Genomic DNA, 12,774 nt, shown 5'->3' on the forward strand with positions numbered 1-12,774 from the left:
ACCCGAGTCCTGCGTGCGTTCTTCGTGGTGCCCCGGGCCGCGGGTTCCCAGGCTGGAGGGGCAGGGGATCCATCGCACCGAAGGAGAGAAGACCATGAGCGAACCCGTCCTGGAACCGGAGGCGCAGGCGTTCGCCGACGCCGTCGCGGCGCCCCCGTTCGTCGACGAGCTCGGCCCCGAGCGTGCCCGCAAGGTCCTCGACGACCTGCAGGCGCAGCTCATCGAGATGGCCCAGGTCGAGGAGACCTGGGTGACCGTCCCCGCGGGCGACGGCTCGGTCCGCGTCCGCGTGGTCACGCCACGCGGCACGACCGGGACGCTGCCCGTCGTGCTCTACCTGCACGGCGGCGGCTGGGTGCTCGGCGACGCCGGCACGCACGACCGCCTCGTGCGCGAGCTCGCGGTCGGCGCCCGCGCGGCGGTCGCGTTCGTCGAGTACGACCGCTCCCCCGAGGCGCGCTACCCGGTCGCGCTCGAGCAGGGCTACGCGGTGGCCCGGTGGATCACGACGCAGGGCGCGGCGCTCGGTCTCGACGCGTCCCGCCTCGCCGTCGCGGGCGACTCGGTGGGCGGCAACCTCACGGCCGCGCTCACGCTGCTCGCCAAGCAGCGGGGTGACGTGACGTTCGTCCACCAGTCGCTGTACTACCCCGTGACGGACGCCGCGCAGGACACGGCGAGCTACCGCGAGTTCAAGGACGGCCCGCACCTCACGGCGCGGGCCATGGCGTGGTTCTGGGACAGCTACCTGCCCGACGTCGACCGCCGGTCCGAGATCACCGCGTCGCCGCTGCGCGCGTCGCTCGACGACCTCGCCGGGCTCCCGCCCGCCTTCGTGGTCGTCGACGAGAACGACGTCCTGCGCGACGAGGGCGAGGCGTACGCGCGGCGGCTGCTCCAGGCCGGCGTGCCCACGACGAGCCTGCGCTACAACGGCACGATCCACGACTTCATGATGCTCAACCCGCTGCGCCCGACGCGTGCCGCCACGGCCGCCGTCGAGCAGGCCGTCCACGTGCTGCGCACCGCGCTCGGCACCCTCTGACCGGCCACAGAGCCGCGCCCCGTACCGACAGCTCCACCGAGAGAAGGAAGAACCCATGTCCACCACGAAGCCCATCGTCCTCCTGGTCCACGGCGCGTTCGCCGGCTCCGACAGCTGGGACGGCGTCGTCGAGCGCCTCCTCGCGCAGTCGGTCGACGTCGTCGCGATCGCCAACCCGCTGCGCTCCGTCACGGGCGACGCCGAGTACGTCCGCGACGTCGTCGCGGCGATCGGCCGCCCCGTCGTCCTCGTCGGGCACTCGTACGGCGGCATCGTCGTCACCGGTGCCGCCGCGGGCGTCGACGCCGTCAAAGCGCTCGTCTACGTCGGGGCGTTCGCGCCCGACGCCGGCGAGTCCGCGCTCCAGCTCTCGGGCAAGTTCCCGGGCAGCACGCTCGGCGAGACCCTGATCGGCTACCCGCTCACGAGCGGCGGGAACGAGCTGCGGATCCGCGGCGTCGCGTTCCCGTCGCAGTTCGCGCACGACGTCCCGGTCGAGCGCGCCGTCGTCATGGCGGCCGAGCAGCGTCCCGTCACCGAGCTCGCGCTGAGCGAGGGCCTGCCCGGCGCCGAGGCGGCCTGGCGTCAGGTCCCGTCGTGGTTCGTCTACGGCGAGGAGGACAAGAACATCCCCGCCGAGCTCCAGCGCTTCATGGCCGAGCGGGCCGGGGCGCGCGCGAGCACCGCCGTCGCGGGCGCGTCCCACGCGCTGTCGGTCTCGCGTCCCGCGGAGGTCGCGGCGACGATCATCGACGCGGTCGCCGCCGTCTCCTGACGGTCCGACCCGTGCGGCCCCCGTCGCCCCGGCGACGGGGGCCGCTGTCGTCCCCGCCCCGCACCAGCGCGCCCGCGGCCCGCGCCGCGGCGAGGCCCTCCGCGTCGCCCGAGCCCTCGAAGAGCTCGACGGCCCGGGCCAGGTCGGCGCGTGCACCCGCGTGGTCGTCCTGCGCGCGGCGGGCGTGGGCCCGGAACACGTGCATGTGCGCGGCCGACGGGCGGGCGCCCTGCGCCAGGAAGCCCGTGATCGCCTCGTCCGCGACGCGGCGCGTGGTCGCCCAGTCCTGCCGGTCGAGGCTGATGCGCGCGATCGTGCCGAGAGCGTGCAGGGCGGTGAACTCGGCGACCTGCCCGCGCGGTGCCGTGCGGGGGTCGCGCACGAGCGCGACGACGTCGCGCAGGTGGGCGATCGCCTCGTCCGCACGTCCCAGAGCGGCGAGCCCCTGCGCCCGCTGGAACAGCGCCTGCGGCAGCCCCTCGCGGTCGTCCGCGCGCCGGAAGAGCGCGATCGCGTCCTCCGACGCGACCACGCTGCGCGCGTGGTCGCCCGCGGAGCTCGCGCACCAGCCGACGTAGTAGGCGGCCCACGCGCGCAGGTCCGGTTCGCCGACCCGCTCGGCGACCTCACGCCCACGCTCGGCCGCGGCCGTGCCCGCGGCGACGTCGCCCCGGCAGTGGACCTGGGCCCACGCGAGGTAGCCGAGGTGGGTCGCGAGGAGCGCGTCGTCGCCGAGCGCCGCGGCCGCCTCGGCCGACGCCGCGTAGACCTCGTGCCAGTGACCCCAGTAGGGCCACAGGTCCGAGAACCAGTGCAGGGCCTCGGCGACCTCGACCACGACGCGGTGGTCGCCGCCCCGGCCCGCACGGCCCAGGGCGGCGAACCACGCCACCGCCTCGTCGGTGAGCCAGGCGCGGGCCTCCTCGCCCGTCGCCAGCCCGACGACGTCCTCGGTGTCCGCGGACCCGTCGCCCAGGACGTCGGGCTCGAACCACCGGCCCGCCCGGACGGCGGTGCGCAGGAGCCACGCGTCCGCCGCGGCGCGCACGGCGGCGCGGACCTCGGCGGGCTCGGCGCCCACGAGCGCGCGCTGCGCGTAGAGGCGCAGCAGGTCGTGCAGCGCGTACCGGTCGTGCTCGGCCGGGCGCACGAGGCTGAGCGACACGAGCTCGTCGAGCAGCTCCTCGGTCGTCCAGACCGGCTCCTGCGCGAGCGTCGCGGCCAGCCCGGCGCCGACGTCGCGCCCGTCGGCGAGCGCGAGGCGACGGAACAGCCGCTGCGCGGCCGGTCCGAGCTGGTCGAACGAGAGGTCGATCGCGGCGCGCACCGAGAGGTCGCCCGCGGCCAGGACGTCGAGGCGACGGTCCGCGACCGCGAGGCGGGAGGCCAGCGCGTCCACCGTCCAGGTCGCCCGGCTCGCGAGCCGGTTGGCCGCGATGCGCAGCGCGAGCGGGACGTCGTCGCACAGCTCGGCGAGGCGCGCGAGGTCGGCCGTGGACGCCTGCTGCTCGGGGACGATCCGCGCGAGCAGGGCGCGCGAGTCGCCGGAGCTCAGCCGCTCGAGGTCGACCCGCACGACGTCCTCCAGGCCCTCGAGGCGGCGTCGGCTCGTCACGAGCACCGCGGCGGGGCCCGTCGACGGGAGCGCGGCGCGCACCTGCGCCTCGTCGTGCGCGTCGTCGAGCACCACGAGGACGCGCCGACCCGCGAGGAGGGTCCGCAGCCGGGCCGGGTCGTCGGTGCCCCGGGTGCCCGACCCGACGAGCGCCTGGACGAGCCGGGAGACCACGGCGCCCGGGCGCACGGCGTCGGGCGATGTCCCCGCGAGCTCGAGGAAGAGCTGGTCGTCGAACTCGGCCTGCAGCCGCTGCGCCGCGCGCACGGCCAGGCTCGTCTTGCCGTACCCCGGCGGACCCGTGACGACCACGACGGGCGGCTGCTCGCCGGGTGCCGCGCGCAGCGCCCGCGTCACGCGGTCGAGCTCCGCCTCGCGCCCGGTGAAGTCGGCCGTGCCGCGCGGCAGCGGCAGGCGCCACCCGGGCTCGGGACGCGCCCGGCGACGTCCCTCGCGCGCCGCCCGCAGGACGAGCGCCCGATCCTGCTCACCGAGGCCGAGCGCGTCGACGACAGCCAGCATCGTCCGGTGCTGGGGTCCCCGGGCCGCGCCCCGCTCGATGTCGCTGAGGGCCCGGTCGCTGACGCCCGAGAGCTCGGAGAGCCGTTCCAGGGTCAGGTCGGCGGCGAGCCGGAACCGGCGCACCGTCGGGCCGAGTGCTTCCGTGTCCATGCGCGCCTCGCCGTCGTCCCGCAGGGTGTCCCGTCGTCGCGCCGGGCGGGCGACCCCCACGCGTCCTCGCGCGAGGGGGCCCGCCCGGCGATCTGGGCCGAGGTCTCTCGGCCGTCCCCTCCGCTACCGCGTCGCCACGGACTGCTGCGTGCGCCAGTCCGCGAGCCGGGTGCTGCCGAGCACGGCGCCGTCACCCGGGACGAGCGAGCCCTCGGAGAGCGGCGCGCCGAAGTACCGTGCCTCCAGGTCGGCGACGACCTCGCGCGGGTCGTCCAGCGACGCGAGCGTGGTCCGGACGAGCTCGTCGAGCCGGTAGACCTCGGGACCCGCGACCTCGACGATGCCGCGCACCGGCGCGCCCGTGGCGACGTCCGCGACGGCGACGGCGACGTCGGAGGCGGCGATCGGCTGGAACAGGACGGGCGCGAGGTGCACGACGCCGTCCTGCGTGGCGCCGTCCGTGATCGACTTCAGGAACTCGAAGAACTGCGTCGCGTGGACGATCGAGTACGGCACCGGAGAGCCCGTGACGAGCTCCTCCTGCGCGATCTTCGCGCGGAAGTACCCGCTCTCGGTCAGGCCCTGCGTGCCCACGACGGACAGCGCGACATGGTGGCGGACGCCGGCCTTCTCCTCGGCCGCCAGGAGGTTGCCGGTCGAGGTGCGGAAGAAGTCGAGGACCGCCTGGTCCTCGAACGAGGGCGAGTTCGAGACGTCGACGACGACGTCCGCGCCCTCCAGCACCTCCGCGACGCCCTCCCCGGTGAGGGTGTTGACCCCCGAGTTGGGCGAGGCGGGGACGGCCTCGTGGCCGCGGTCCCGCAGCACGGTGACGAGCTTCGAGCCGATGAGCCCCGTACCGCCGATCACGACGATCTTCATGGTGTCCTCCTGTCGCTGCGTGCGGCGCGTGCCGCCCTGTCACCCCTGTCGACCGGACACCTGCGCCGCGTGTGACACGTCCCGGGGCCGTCCCCGGCGGCAATCTGCTCGATCCCCGTCCGGGAGGCGTGCCAGGGTGATGCCCATGGCAGACACCACCGACGTCCGTCCGGACGCCCTCGACCGGGTCGCCTGGCCCGTGACGACCCCGCGCCTCGTGCTGCGCCGCGCCCGGCCCGAGGACGCGGACTCCCTCTTCGCCTACCGCAGCCTGCCCGCCGTGGACCGCTGGCTCACGCAGCGGTTCACCGACGCCGAGGAGTGGCGCGAGCACCACGCCGATCCCGGCCGGCTCGCGACGACGCTCGTCGTCGAGCACGACGGCGAGGTCGTCGGCGACCTCTACCTCGCGGTGCGCGACGGCTGGGGCCAGCGCGACGTCGTCGACCGTCCCCGCCCGGACGAGGCGGAGATCGGCTGGGCGCTCTCACCGTCGCACCAGGGGTGCGGGTACGCGACGGAGGCCGTCCAGGGCCTTCTCCGCGTGTGCTTCGAGGACCTGGGCCTGCGGCGGGTCGTCGCGAACGCGTTCCTGGCGAACGAACCGTCGTGGCGGCTCATGGAGCGCGTCGGCATGCGGCGCGAGGGCGTGGGCGTGCGCGACTCGCTGCACCGCGACCTCGGCTGGGTCGACGGCGTGACGTACGCGCTGCTCGCCGACGAGCGACGCACGGGCGCTTGACCCTGACGCGACGTCAGGCTCCACGCTGGCCGCATGACCGACACCTTCCCCGCCTTCGACCTGTCCCCCGTCCCCGCCCCGGGGCCCGACGCCGTCGCCCCCGAGCCGTTCCGCGGCATCTATGGCATGCCGCAGTTCGTCACGATCCCGACGGCGGACCTCGCCGCGTCCGTCGACCTCTGGACCCGGGGTCTCGGGTTCTTCGACCTGTTCTCCGTCCCGGGCGGCGTGGTGCACCTGCGCCGCTGGGCGTTCCAGGACGTGCTGCTCGTCCCGGGGACGCCCGCTGGGGAGCCGAGCGCGCTCACCGTGAGCTTCTCGTGCGTGCTGTCGCAGCTCGACGGGATCGTCGCCGCGTGCGAGGACGTCTCCCCCGGGTGCACGACCGGCCCTCGCGAGACGCCGTGGGGCTCGGTCGAGGTCGAGGTCCGCACTCCCGAGAACACGCGCGTCGTCATGACGGCGGCGCGGCCGTACGACCCTGAGAGCGACGCCGCGCGCTTCCTCCACGACATCGGGATCGAGGCACCCAGCGCATGACGCCGGGGGCCGCCCGGGCGACACTGGGGCGCGTGACCACGGATCGCGCGCCCCACCGCGTCGCCGACGCGCTCACGGTCGGGGACGCCGCCCGGACCGTCGGGGTCACCGTGCGGACGCTGCACCACTGGGACGCGGTGGGGCTGGCCCGACCGTCGGAGCGCACCGCCGCGGGCTACCGGCTGTACTCGCCGACCGACGTCGCGCGCCTGCGCCGCGTGGTGGCGTACCGCGAGCTCGACGTCTCGCTCGAGGACGTCCCCGAGCTGCTCGACACGCCCGGCGACGACGCGGTCGACGTGCTGCGCCGCCACCGGGTGCTGCTCGGCGAACGGATCGCGCGCCTGGAGCGGACCGCGCACGCGCTCGACCGGCTGCTCGACGCCCGGCAGCGCGGCTTGCTGCTCACCCCCGCGGAACAGGTCGCGCTGTTCGGTCGGACGTGGGACCCCGCGTGGCCCGCCGAGGCGCGCGAGCGCTGGGGCGACACCCCGCAGTGGGCGCAGTACGCGGAGCGGTCCGCCGAGCGGACCTTCGACGACTGGCAGGACCTCGCCGACGGCGTCGCCGCGCTCGAGGCCGATCTCGCCGCCGCGTGCCGCGAGGGTGTCGAACCGTCGTCGGCGCGCGGGCTCGCGTTGGCCGAGCGCCACCGCGCGTCGATCGGCGCGCACTTCGACTGCACGCCAGCCCGGCACGTGTGCCTGGCCCGGCAGCTCGTGGAGGACGACGGCTTCCGCGGGCACTACGACGGGCTCGCCCCCGGCCTTGCCACGTGGCTGCGCGCCGCGGTCGAGGCGAACGCGCGCTCGCGCGGCGTGGACCCGGCCACGGCCACGTGGGACTGAGGCCGGCCGTCGACGCCGGCTACGCCGCGCGCGACCTCGCCGTGCGCCACATGGCGACGAGGTCCCGGACGCCGTAGCGCAGATAGGTCCGCTGCGGTCGGGTGCCGCGCACCAGCGCGTCCGTCCCGCCGTCGCAGTACACGACCTGTCCGGTGGTCGAGCGGTTCTCCGCGGAGGCCAGGTGAGCGAGCAGGTGCGCGACGGGCGCGACCGGTCCGGGGGCGCCGAGCGGCTGCGGGAGCGCCGTCTCCAGGAGCGCCCGGTCGCGCTCCCACGTGGCCAGGACGGCCTCCGTCGCGACGATGCCCGGCGCGACGGCGTTGAGGACGATCCCCGCACCGGCCCACTCCTCGCGCACGGCCGTCGTCCGCACCCAGTGGTTCAGCGCGGTCTTGCTCGACCGGTAGAGCTGGCTCCCCCGCTGCGTCCGGACCAGGTGCCGGGCGATCGCGAGCGCCCGCTCCTCGTCGCCCCGCTCGCAAGCACGGACCAGCGTGCCGCTGCCCCGGTGGAGGGTCGAGGAGGACGACACGACCACACCCGCCGGCGCGGAGGACGCGGCGAGCGCGGGCCGGAGGCCGTCGAGCACCTCGACCGCGCCGAAGTAGTTCAGGGCCACCGTCTCCGGACGCGGGGCGCCGGACCCCGCGACCGCGACGACGGCGTCGAGCCGGTCGTCCGTCTGCCGACGGACCTGCTCGACCAGCGCGGCGCGGCCCGCACGGGTCGTGAGGTCGGCGCGGACGTCGACGTCCGCGCCCACCCCGCACGCGACGACCTCCCCCGTCCTGCTGAGGAGCCGGGCGACCTCTCGCCCGAGGCCGGAGTCCGCTCCGGTGACGACGTAGCGACGGGGGTGGCGGGTGTTCTCCATGGACCTACCCTGCCACAAACTACAGATCTGCATACTTGTCCGGACGCGGTTAGGCTCCTCGCGTGACGAGCGAGAACGGCCACGACGCCCGGCGACGGCGCACCCACGAGGCGATCCTGGCGAGCGCCGCGCGCCTCTTCGAGGCTCAGGGTTTCGGCGGGACGACCGTGGCCGAGGTCGCACGCGCCGCGAACGTCTCCGAGCGGACGTTCTACCTGCACTTCCCCACCAAGGAGGACCTCCTCTTCGACCACGTGCACGGGTTCACGGAGCTCGCGTGGCGCGTCGCGGAGCAGTCGCGGGCGCCGTCGCCCGCCGCCCGGGTCGACGCCGCGGTGCGGGCGCTCGTCGACGCCGCGACGTCCGACGACGCCCTGGTCGCCCAGGCGCGTGCGCGCGCGGCCCTGGGCGGGAGCGGGCGCGTGCCGGCCTCGCTCACCCTCCGGCTCGCGACGCTCGTCGCCGGGCTCGCCGACCGCGTCGCGCGCGGGACGGGGAGCCCGCTGCGCGACGTCGCACCGATGGTCGGCGCCGCGGTGGGCGCGGTCGGAGCCGCCGGGCAGGTCCTCGCCCGGGACACCGACGACCCCGCGGCCCTGCGCGCGGGGATGCTCGCGACGCTCGACGCCGCGCTCGCCGGCTTCCGGGACTGAGCGACCCGGGATTGTCGGTGCGCCCGGCCACGGTCACCCCGAGAGCCCTCGCACCCGGACGTCGCACCCGACCGGGCGGAGCCTCCGCACGCCCGTGACCGCCGTCGACCTCGACGCCGCGACCGAGAGCGTGGCCCGGGCGCGGGGACCCCGTGCGGGCATGCGAACGGCCCGCCCCCGGGTGAGGCTGTGACTCCGCAGCACCACCGTCCGAGGAGTCGTCGATGCCCGGCACCTCCGCCCCCGGGGCGGTCCCCACCAGCACCGTCCACGCACGGGCCGGGCTCGTCCCGGGCGACGTGGTGCGCGCCGCGGCGGCGGCGAGCGTCGTCGCTGCGGTGAGCCTCGACGGCGTCGCGACGGCGCTCTTCCTGCTGGTCCTGGGCGGCACCATGGTGCCGCGAGCGCTCGGCCTCACCGCTCCCCTGGACGTGGCGTACAGCGCCACGCTCCTCGCCTCTGCCTGGGCCGCGCAGCTCGAGTGGTACCGCGCCGTGCCATGGCTCGACCTCCCCGACCACGCCGCGTGCACCGGCCTCGTCGCCGCCGTCGCGTACGTCGCCCTCGTCCGCGCGGGGATGCTCGCCGACCCGGGCACGCTGCGTCCCGGCCGGGCCAGGGCCGGCGTCCTCGTCGTGAGCGCCGGCCTGGGCGCGGTGCTCGCGATCCTGTGGGAGCTCGGCGAGTGGGCCGGGCACACGTACCTCGACGACCGCATCGGCGTGGGCTACGGCGACACCGTGTCCGACCTCGCCGCGGGGCTGCTCGGCGCGGTCGTCACGGGGCTCCTCGTGCCCGTGTCCCTCCGGCGCGGAGCGACGCCGTGACCCGCCCCACGGTGTCCGTCGTCGTCCCCGTCCGGGACGACGCCGACGCGCTCGACCGGTGCCTCGCCCTGCTCGCCCGCCAGACGGTCGCACCGCTCGAGGTCGTGGTCGTCGACAACGCCTCGAGCGACGACTCGGCGCTCGTCGCGCGCCGCTGGGGCGCGGTCGTGGTGCGCGAGGCCCGCGTGGGCATCCCCGCAGCTGCCGCCGCGGGGTACGACGCGGCGCGCGGCGACGTCATCGCCCGCCTCGACGCCGACTCGCGCCCGGACGCCGGCTGGGTGCAGCGGGTCGTGGACCGCATGGCCGACGACCCCGCGCTCGACGCCATGACCGGCACCGGGACGTTCGACGACCTGCCGCGCGGCGCGCGCACGGTCGTCGCGATCGCCTACCTCGGGGCGTACTACGTCCTGTGCCACCTCGCGCTCGGGCACACCGCGCTCTGGGGGTCGTGCATGGCGCTGCGCAGGACCTCCTGGGCGGCGGTGCGCGACGCCGTCGTGCGGGACGACCCGGAGGTGCACGACGACCTGGATCTCTCCTTCCGCCTCGGGCCGCGGCGGCGCACCGTCCTCGTCCGCTCGTGGCGGGTCGGGGTCTCGGCGCGGTCGCTGCGGGGACGGAGCCAGCGGGCGCGGCGACTCGATCGCGCGTGGCGCACGCTGCGCGTCAACTGGTCGGTCGCGCCACCGTGGGAACGGTGGCGCGACCGCTGGCGCTGACTGCGCTCACGCGACGTTGTTCCGCCACGCGCGCCGACGCACCGCCCCCACGCCGTCCTCGCGGTCGAGCCGTGCGAGGAGGCCTGCGAGCGCCGCGGCGATCGGCTGCCCGGTCGCGTACTCGACGAACAGCCACTGCCCGGCCGGGTTGATCTCGAGGAAGACGTAGTCGCCCTCAGGAGTACGACGCACGTCGACCGCCCCGTACCAGAGCCCGAGCACGTCCATGAGGCGCAGGAGCGCGGCGGTGATGTGCTCGGGGAGGTCGTGGGCCGTCGTCGGGCAGTGGTGGGTGTCGACCCGGAAGTCGTAGGCGTACCCGGACTCCTCGGTGCGCAGCTCCGCCGCGAAGAGCTGCGTGCCGACGATCGTCACGCGCACGTCCGACCCCGCGACGGCTTCCTGGAAGATGACCGGCGCGTACCGCACGCTCTCCAGGAGGTCGAGGTCCGCCTCGCGCACCGGGCGGGTCTCGCGCCACGTCGCGGGCGTGCCGCTGAAGGGCTTGAAGATGACCGAGCCCGGCTCGCGGCGCAGGAACTCCCGGGCGCGCGCCGGGTCGTTCGTCATGCACGTGCGCGGGACGCGCAGCCCGAGCCGCGCGGCGACCTGGAGCTGCCACATCTTGCGGGAGCCGGCCTCGTCGCGGTCCGGGTCGTTCACCCACGTGGCGCCGAGGCACGACCACAGCCCGGACACCGCAGCGGCGATCTCGCCATGGGCGAAGCCGCGGTCCTGGGGCGAGCGGACGTCGTCGTGCAGGGCGAAGGGCTGCGGGCGCCGCCACCACACGGCGCGCAGCTGGGTGGCGTCCACGGCGCTCACGCCCTCGGCGCTCGTGTCGACCCAGTCGGCCCGCCACCCGGCCGCGTCCTGCGTCGAGGTGAGCGACACCGACCGTGGGGCGTGGCCGGTGTCGAGGAGGACGTGGGGCGCGCCGAGCGCGTCCAGGTGGCGGACGACCTCCGTGGTGTGGAGGTCGTCCGCGTGGGACACGATGCCGATCATCGCGTCACTGTCCGACCTGGAGCTGGGTCAGGGCCACCTCGACGGCCTCGAGCGTCGCCCGCGCCTCGGCGACGGCCTCGATCAGCGCGCCGACGACGTCGACGGGCTCGCCCGTGTCCTCGTCGTCCACGAGGGACTCCGCGCCCTGGACGAACGGCCGTGCCCCGGCGAGCGCGCCCGCCTGGACGAGCCGCCCGATCGCGGGGTTCACCACCGGGTCGAACAGGTCGCCGGGGTCGAGGATCCCTTCCTGGAGCGTGTCGCCGGGTCCGGTGCCGACGTCTCCCGCGAACCCGGTGGCGACCGGGTTGTCGGCGGCGAACCGGGTGTCGGCCTGGAAGATCGAGTCCAGCGCCCGCGGGGTGCCGCCCTGGTCCCGGAGGAACGACGTCCCGATCTGGTCGGCGACCGTGTGGGAGTCGGCCTGCCGGATCGTGAGCACGTCGACGGCCCGTGCGGTGTCGGCCGCGCGGAGCGTGCCGACCTGGTCGGCGGCCCGGACGGTCGCGATGACGTCCTGCGCCAGCGACGTGAACCCGTCGTCGGCGGTCGCGGTGCGCGCCCCGTGCGGCAGAGACTGGAGCGTCGGCGACACGGCGCGGATGCCCGCGATCGCGGTGCCGAAGTTGGAGCCGGTGCCCGCAGCGTTGCACCCGCCGTTGGTGTGCACGCCGACGAGCTCGCCCGCGGGCCCGAGGATGCCGGACCCAGAGTTGCCGCCGAGCGTGTCGATGTCGTCGTAGCGGATCTGGTTGGTCGTCACGGTGGTCGCGGGGCCGGCCTCGACCCGCTTCGGCATCCCCGCGGGGTGGCCGATGATCGCGAGCATGTCCCCGACGCCCGGGTTGGCGGTCGCGACGGCCGTGAACCCGTAGGTGTTCCCCGGGTTCCCGCCCACGCGCACGACCGCCATGTCGAGCCCGCCCAGGCGGTACTCGACGAGCGCGACGATCGGGAAGCTCACCTCGGTGCGCAGCACTCCGCTCGCGTCCACCTGGAACAGCACGTTGACGTGCATGCTCGTCGCGATCTGCTGCGGCGTGACGACCTGCATCGAGCCGTTCTGGCGTGGCAGGACCCATCCGTCGGCGGTCTGGTCGAACAGGTGACCGCACGTGAGCACGAGGTCCGGGGCGATGAGCGTGCCGCTGCCCCACCGGACGCCGTCGACGTTGCCGGGGTTGGTGAAGACGCCGCCGAGCCCGGTGTTCCACTGGACCTGGACAGCCTGCTTCTGGTGGGCGCTCACGTACGCCTGGGTGACGCCCAGCGTGCCGTCGTACTGCTCGACGGGCTGGGAGTCGTCGGTGGCGCCGCAGATGGACTCGAGCATCTCGGCGTAGGTGGGCTCGTCGCCCGCGATGGACTCGAGCGTGAGCGGTATCCGCTCGGGCAGCGGCGGGTAGAGCGCGTCGACGGTGTCCGGCGTCTCCGGCACCTCGCGTCGGCTCGGCTTCTTGGGCGCCGACTTCCTGGTTCCAGCCATGGGGTCCCCCCTCGGTTCGGTCCCCCTGCACCTGGAGGGAGCGAGCCTGCGGGCGTTTGGTGCGAGCGCCAGGCGGGTGAAC

The 12,774-nt window shown here is 75.5% G+C and carries 13 protein-coding genes; 8 read left to right on the forward strand and 5 right to left on the reverse strand.

Annotation, left to right across the window (positions count from 1 at the left end; genetic code table 11):
- The first annotated feature begins 94 nt into the window (after positions 1-94).
- A complete protein-coding gene (locus ACN9MS_RS10850) occupies positions 95-1,045 on the forward strand; it encodes an alpha/beta hydrolase (protein WP_053370816.1) in 951 nt (316 codons plus the stop codon).
- A 55-nt stretch (positions 1,046-1,100) separates the two neighbouring features.
- Positions 1,101-1,820, forward strand: a complete 720-nt coding sequence (locus ACN9MS_RS10855) for an alpha/beta fold hydrolase (protein WP_426308639.1) — start codon at positions 1,101-1,103, stop codon at positions 1,818-1,820.
- Here ACN9MS_RS10855 and ACN9MS_RS10860 read toward each other — a convergent pair.
- Together ACN9MS_RS10860 and ACN9MS_RS10865 are read right to left on the reverse strand one after the other, a co-directional pair.
- Positions 1,792-4,107, reverse strand: a complete 2,316-nt coding sequence (locus tag ACN9MS_RS10860) for an NB-ARC domain-containing protein (RefSeq protein WP_426308640.1) — start codon at positions 4,105-4,107, stop codon at positions 1,792-1,794. The genes ACN9MS_RS10855 and ACN9MS_RS10860 overlap by 29 nt on opposite strands.
- Before the next feature lie 123 nt (positions 4,108-4,230).
- Positions 4,231-4,989 (reverse strand): SDR family oxidoreductase, encoded by a 759-nt coding sequence (locus ACN9MS_RS10865; RefSeq protein WP_426308641.1) that lies wholly within the window; start codon positions 4,987-4,989, stop codon positions 4,231-4,233.
- A gap of 145 nt (positions 4,990-5,134) precedes the next feature.
- On the opposite strand from ACN9MS_RS10865, the gene ACN9MS_RS10870 reads away from it, so the two are divergent.
- From ACN9MS_RS10870 to ACN9MS_RS10880, 3 genes are read left to right on the forward strand one after another with little or no spacing between them, the layout of a single operon-like run.
- Positions 5,135-5,731, forward strand: coding sequence for a GNAT family N-acetyltransferase (locus ACN9MS_RS10870; protein WP_426308642.1), 597 nt, complete (start codon positions 5,135-5,137; stop codon positions 5,729-5,731).
- A 33-nt stretch (positions 5,732-5,764) separates the two neighbouring features.
- Positions 5,765-6,271, forward strand: a complete 507-nt coding sequence (locus ACN9MS_RS10875; RefSeq protein ID WP_426308643.1) for a VOC family protein — start codon at positions 5,765-5,767, stop codon at positions 6,269-6,271.
- 32 nt (positions 6,272-6,303) lie between these two features.
- Positions 6,304-7,119 (forward strand): MerR family transcriptional regulator, encoded by an 816-nt coding sequence (locus ACN9MS_RS10880; protein WP_426308644.1) that lies wholly within the window; start codon positions 6,304-6,306, stop codon positions 7,117-7,119.
- A 19-nt stretch (positions 7,120-7,138) separates the two neighbouring features.
- Here the strand turns inward: ACN9MS_RS10880 and ACN9MS_RS10885 are convergent, their stop codons facing one another.
- On the reverse strand, positions 7,139-7,993 hold the full coding sequence (locus tag ACN9MS_RS10885) for an SDR family oxidoreductase (RefSeq protein WP_426308645.1): 855 nt from the start codon (positions 7,991-7,993) through the stop codon (positions 7,139-7,141).
- Between the two features lie 62 nt (positions 7,994-8,055).
- Here ACN9MS_RS10885 and ACN9MS_RS10890 point away from each other — a divergent pair, with 62 nt between their 5' ends.
- The 3 genes from ACN9MS_RS10890 to ACN9MS_RS10900 all read left to right on the forward strand — a co-directional run bounded on the left by ACN9MS_RS10890 (position 8,056) and on the right by ACN9MS_RS10900 (position 10,198).
- Positions 8,056-8,646 carry a helix-turn-helix domain-containing protein gene (locus ACN9MS_RS10890; protein WP_426308646.1) on the forward strand — a complete coding sequence of 197 codons (591 nt, stop codon included), beginning with the start codon at positions 8,056-8,058 and terminating at the stop codon, positions 8,644-8,646.
- Positions 8,647-8,870: 224 nt separating this feature from the next.
- Positions 8,871-9,473 carry a hypothetical protein gene (locus ACN9MS_RS10895; protein ID WP_426308647.1) on the forward strand — a complete coding sequence of 201 codons (603 nt, stop codon included), beginning with the start codon at positions 8,871-8,873 and terminating at the stop codon, positions 9,471-9,473.
- A complete protein-coding gene (locus tag ACN9MS_RS10900) occupies positions 9,470-10,198 on the forward strand; it encodes a glycosyltransferase family 2 protein (protein ID WP_426308648.1) in 729 nt (242 codons plus the stop codon). Before ACN9MS_RS10895 ends, ACN9MS_RS10900 begins: the two co-directional genes overlap by 4 nt.
- A 6-nt stretch (positions 10,199-10,204) precedes the next feature.
- Here the strand turns inward: ACN9MS_RS10900 and ACN9MS_RS10905 are convergent, their stop codons facing one another.
- Complete coding sequence (locus ACN9MS_RS10905; RefSeq protein WP_426308649.1) at positions 10,205-11,206, reverse strand: MvdC/MvdD family ATP grasp protein; 1,002 nt, start codon at positions 11,204-11,206, stop codon at positions 10,205-10,207.
- Between the two features lie 4 nt (positions 11,207-11,210).
- Complete coding sequence (locus ACN9MS_RS10910; protein ID WP_426308650.1) at positions 11,211-12,692, reverse strand: trypsin-like serine peptidase; 1,482 nt, start codon at positions 12,690-12,692, stop codon at positions 11,211-11,213.
- Between the last annotated feature and the right edge of the window lie 82 nt (positions 12,693-12,774).

This window comes from Cellulosimicrobium sp. E-16, from assembly GCF_049913115.1.
GTDB lineage: Bacteria > Actinomycetota > Actinomycetes > Actinomycetales > Cellulomonadaceae > Cellulosimicrobium.

Coding starts and splice junctions, on each gene's coding strand:
- ACN9MS_RS10895 (WP_426308647.1), top strand. CDS start 8,871: ATGCCCGGCACCTCCGCCCCCGGGGCGGTCCCCACCAGCACCGTCCAC.
- ACN9MS_RS10870 (WP_426308642.1), top strand. CDS start 5,135: ATGGCAGACACCACCGACGTCCGTCCGGACGCCCTCGACCGGGTCGCC.
- ACN9MS_RS10885 (WP_426308645.1), bottom strand. CDS start 7,993: ATGGAGAACACCCGCCACCCCCGTCGCTACGTCGTCACCGGAGCGGAC.
- ACN9MS_RS10860 (WP_426308640.1), bottom strand. CDS start 4,107: ATGGACACGGAAGCACTCGGCCCGACGGTGCGCCGGTTCCGGCTCGCC.
- ACN9MS_RS10875 (WP_426308643.1), top strand. CDS start 5,765: ATGACCGACACCTTCCCCGCCTTCGACCTGTCCCCCGTCCCCGCCCCG.
- ACN9MS_RS10865 (WP_426308641.1), bottom strand. CDS start 4,989: ATGAAGATCGTCGTGATCGGCGGTACGGGGCTCATCGGCTCGAAGCTC.
- ACN9MS_RS10905 (WP_426308649.1), bottom strand. CDS start 11,206: ATGATCGGCATCGTGTCCCACGCGGACGACCTCCACACCACGGAGGTC.
- ACN9MS_RS10910 (WP_426308650.1), bottom strand. CDS start 12,692: ATGGCTGGAACCAGGAAGTCGGCGCCCAAGAAGCCGAGCCGACGCGAG.
- ACN9MS_RS10850 (WP_053370816.1), top strand. CDS start 95: ATGAGCGAACCCGTCCTGGAACCGGAGGCGCAGGCGTTCGCCGACGCC.
- ACN9MS_RS10855 (WP_426308639.1), top strand. CDS start 1,101: ATGTCCACCACGAAGCCCATCGTCCTCCTGGTCCACGGCGCGTTCGCC.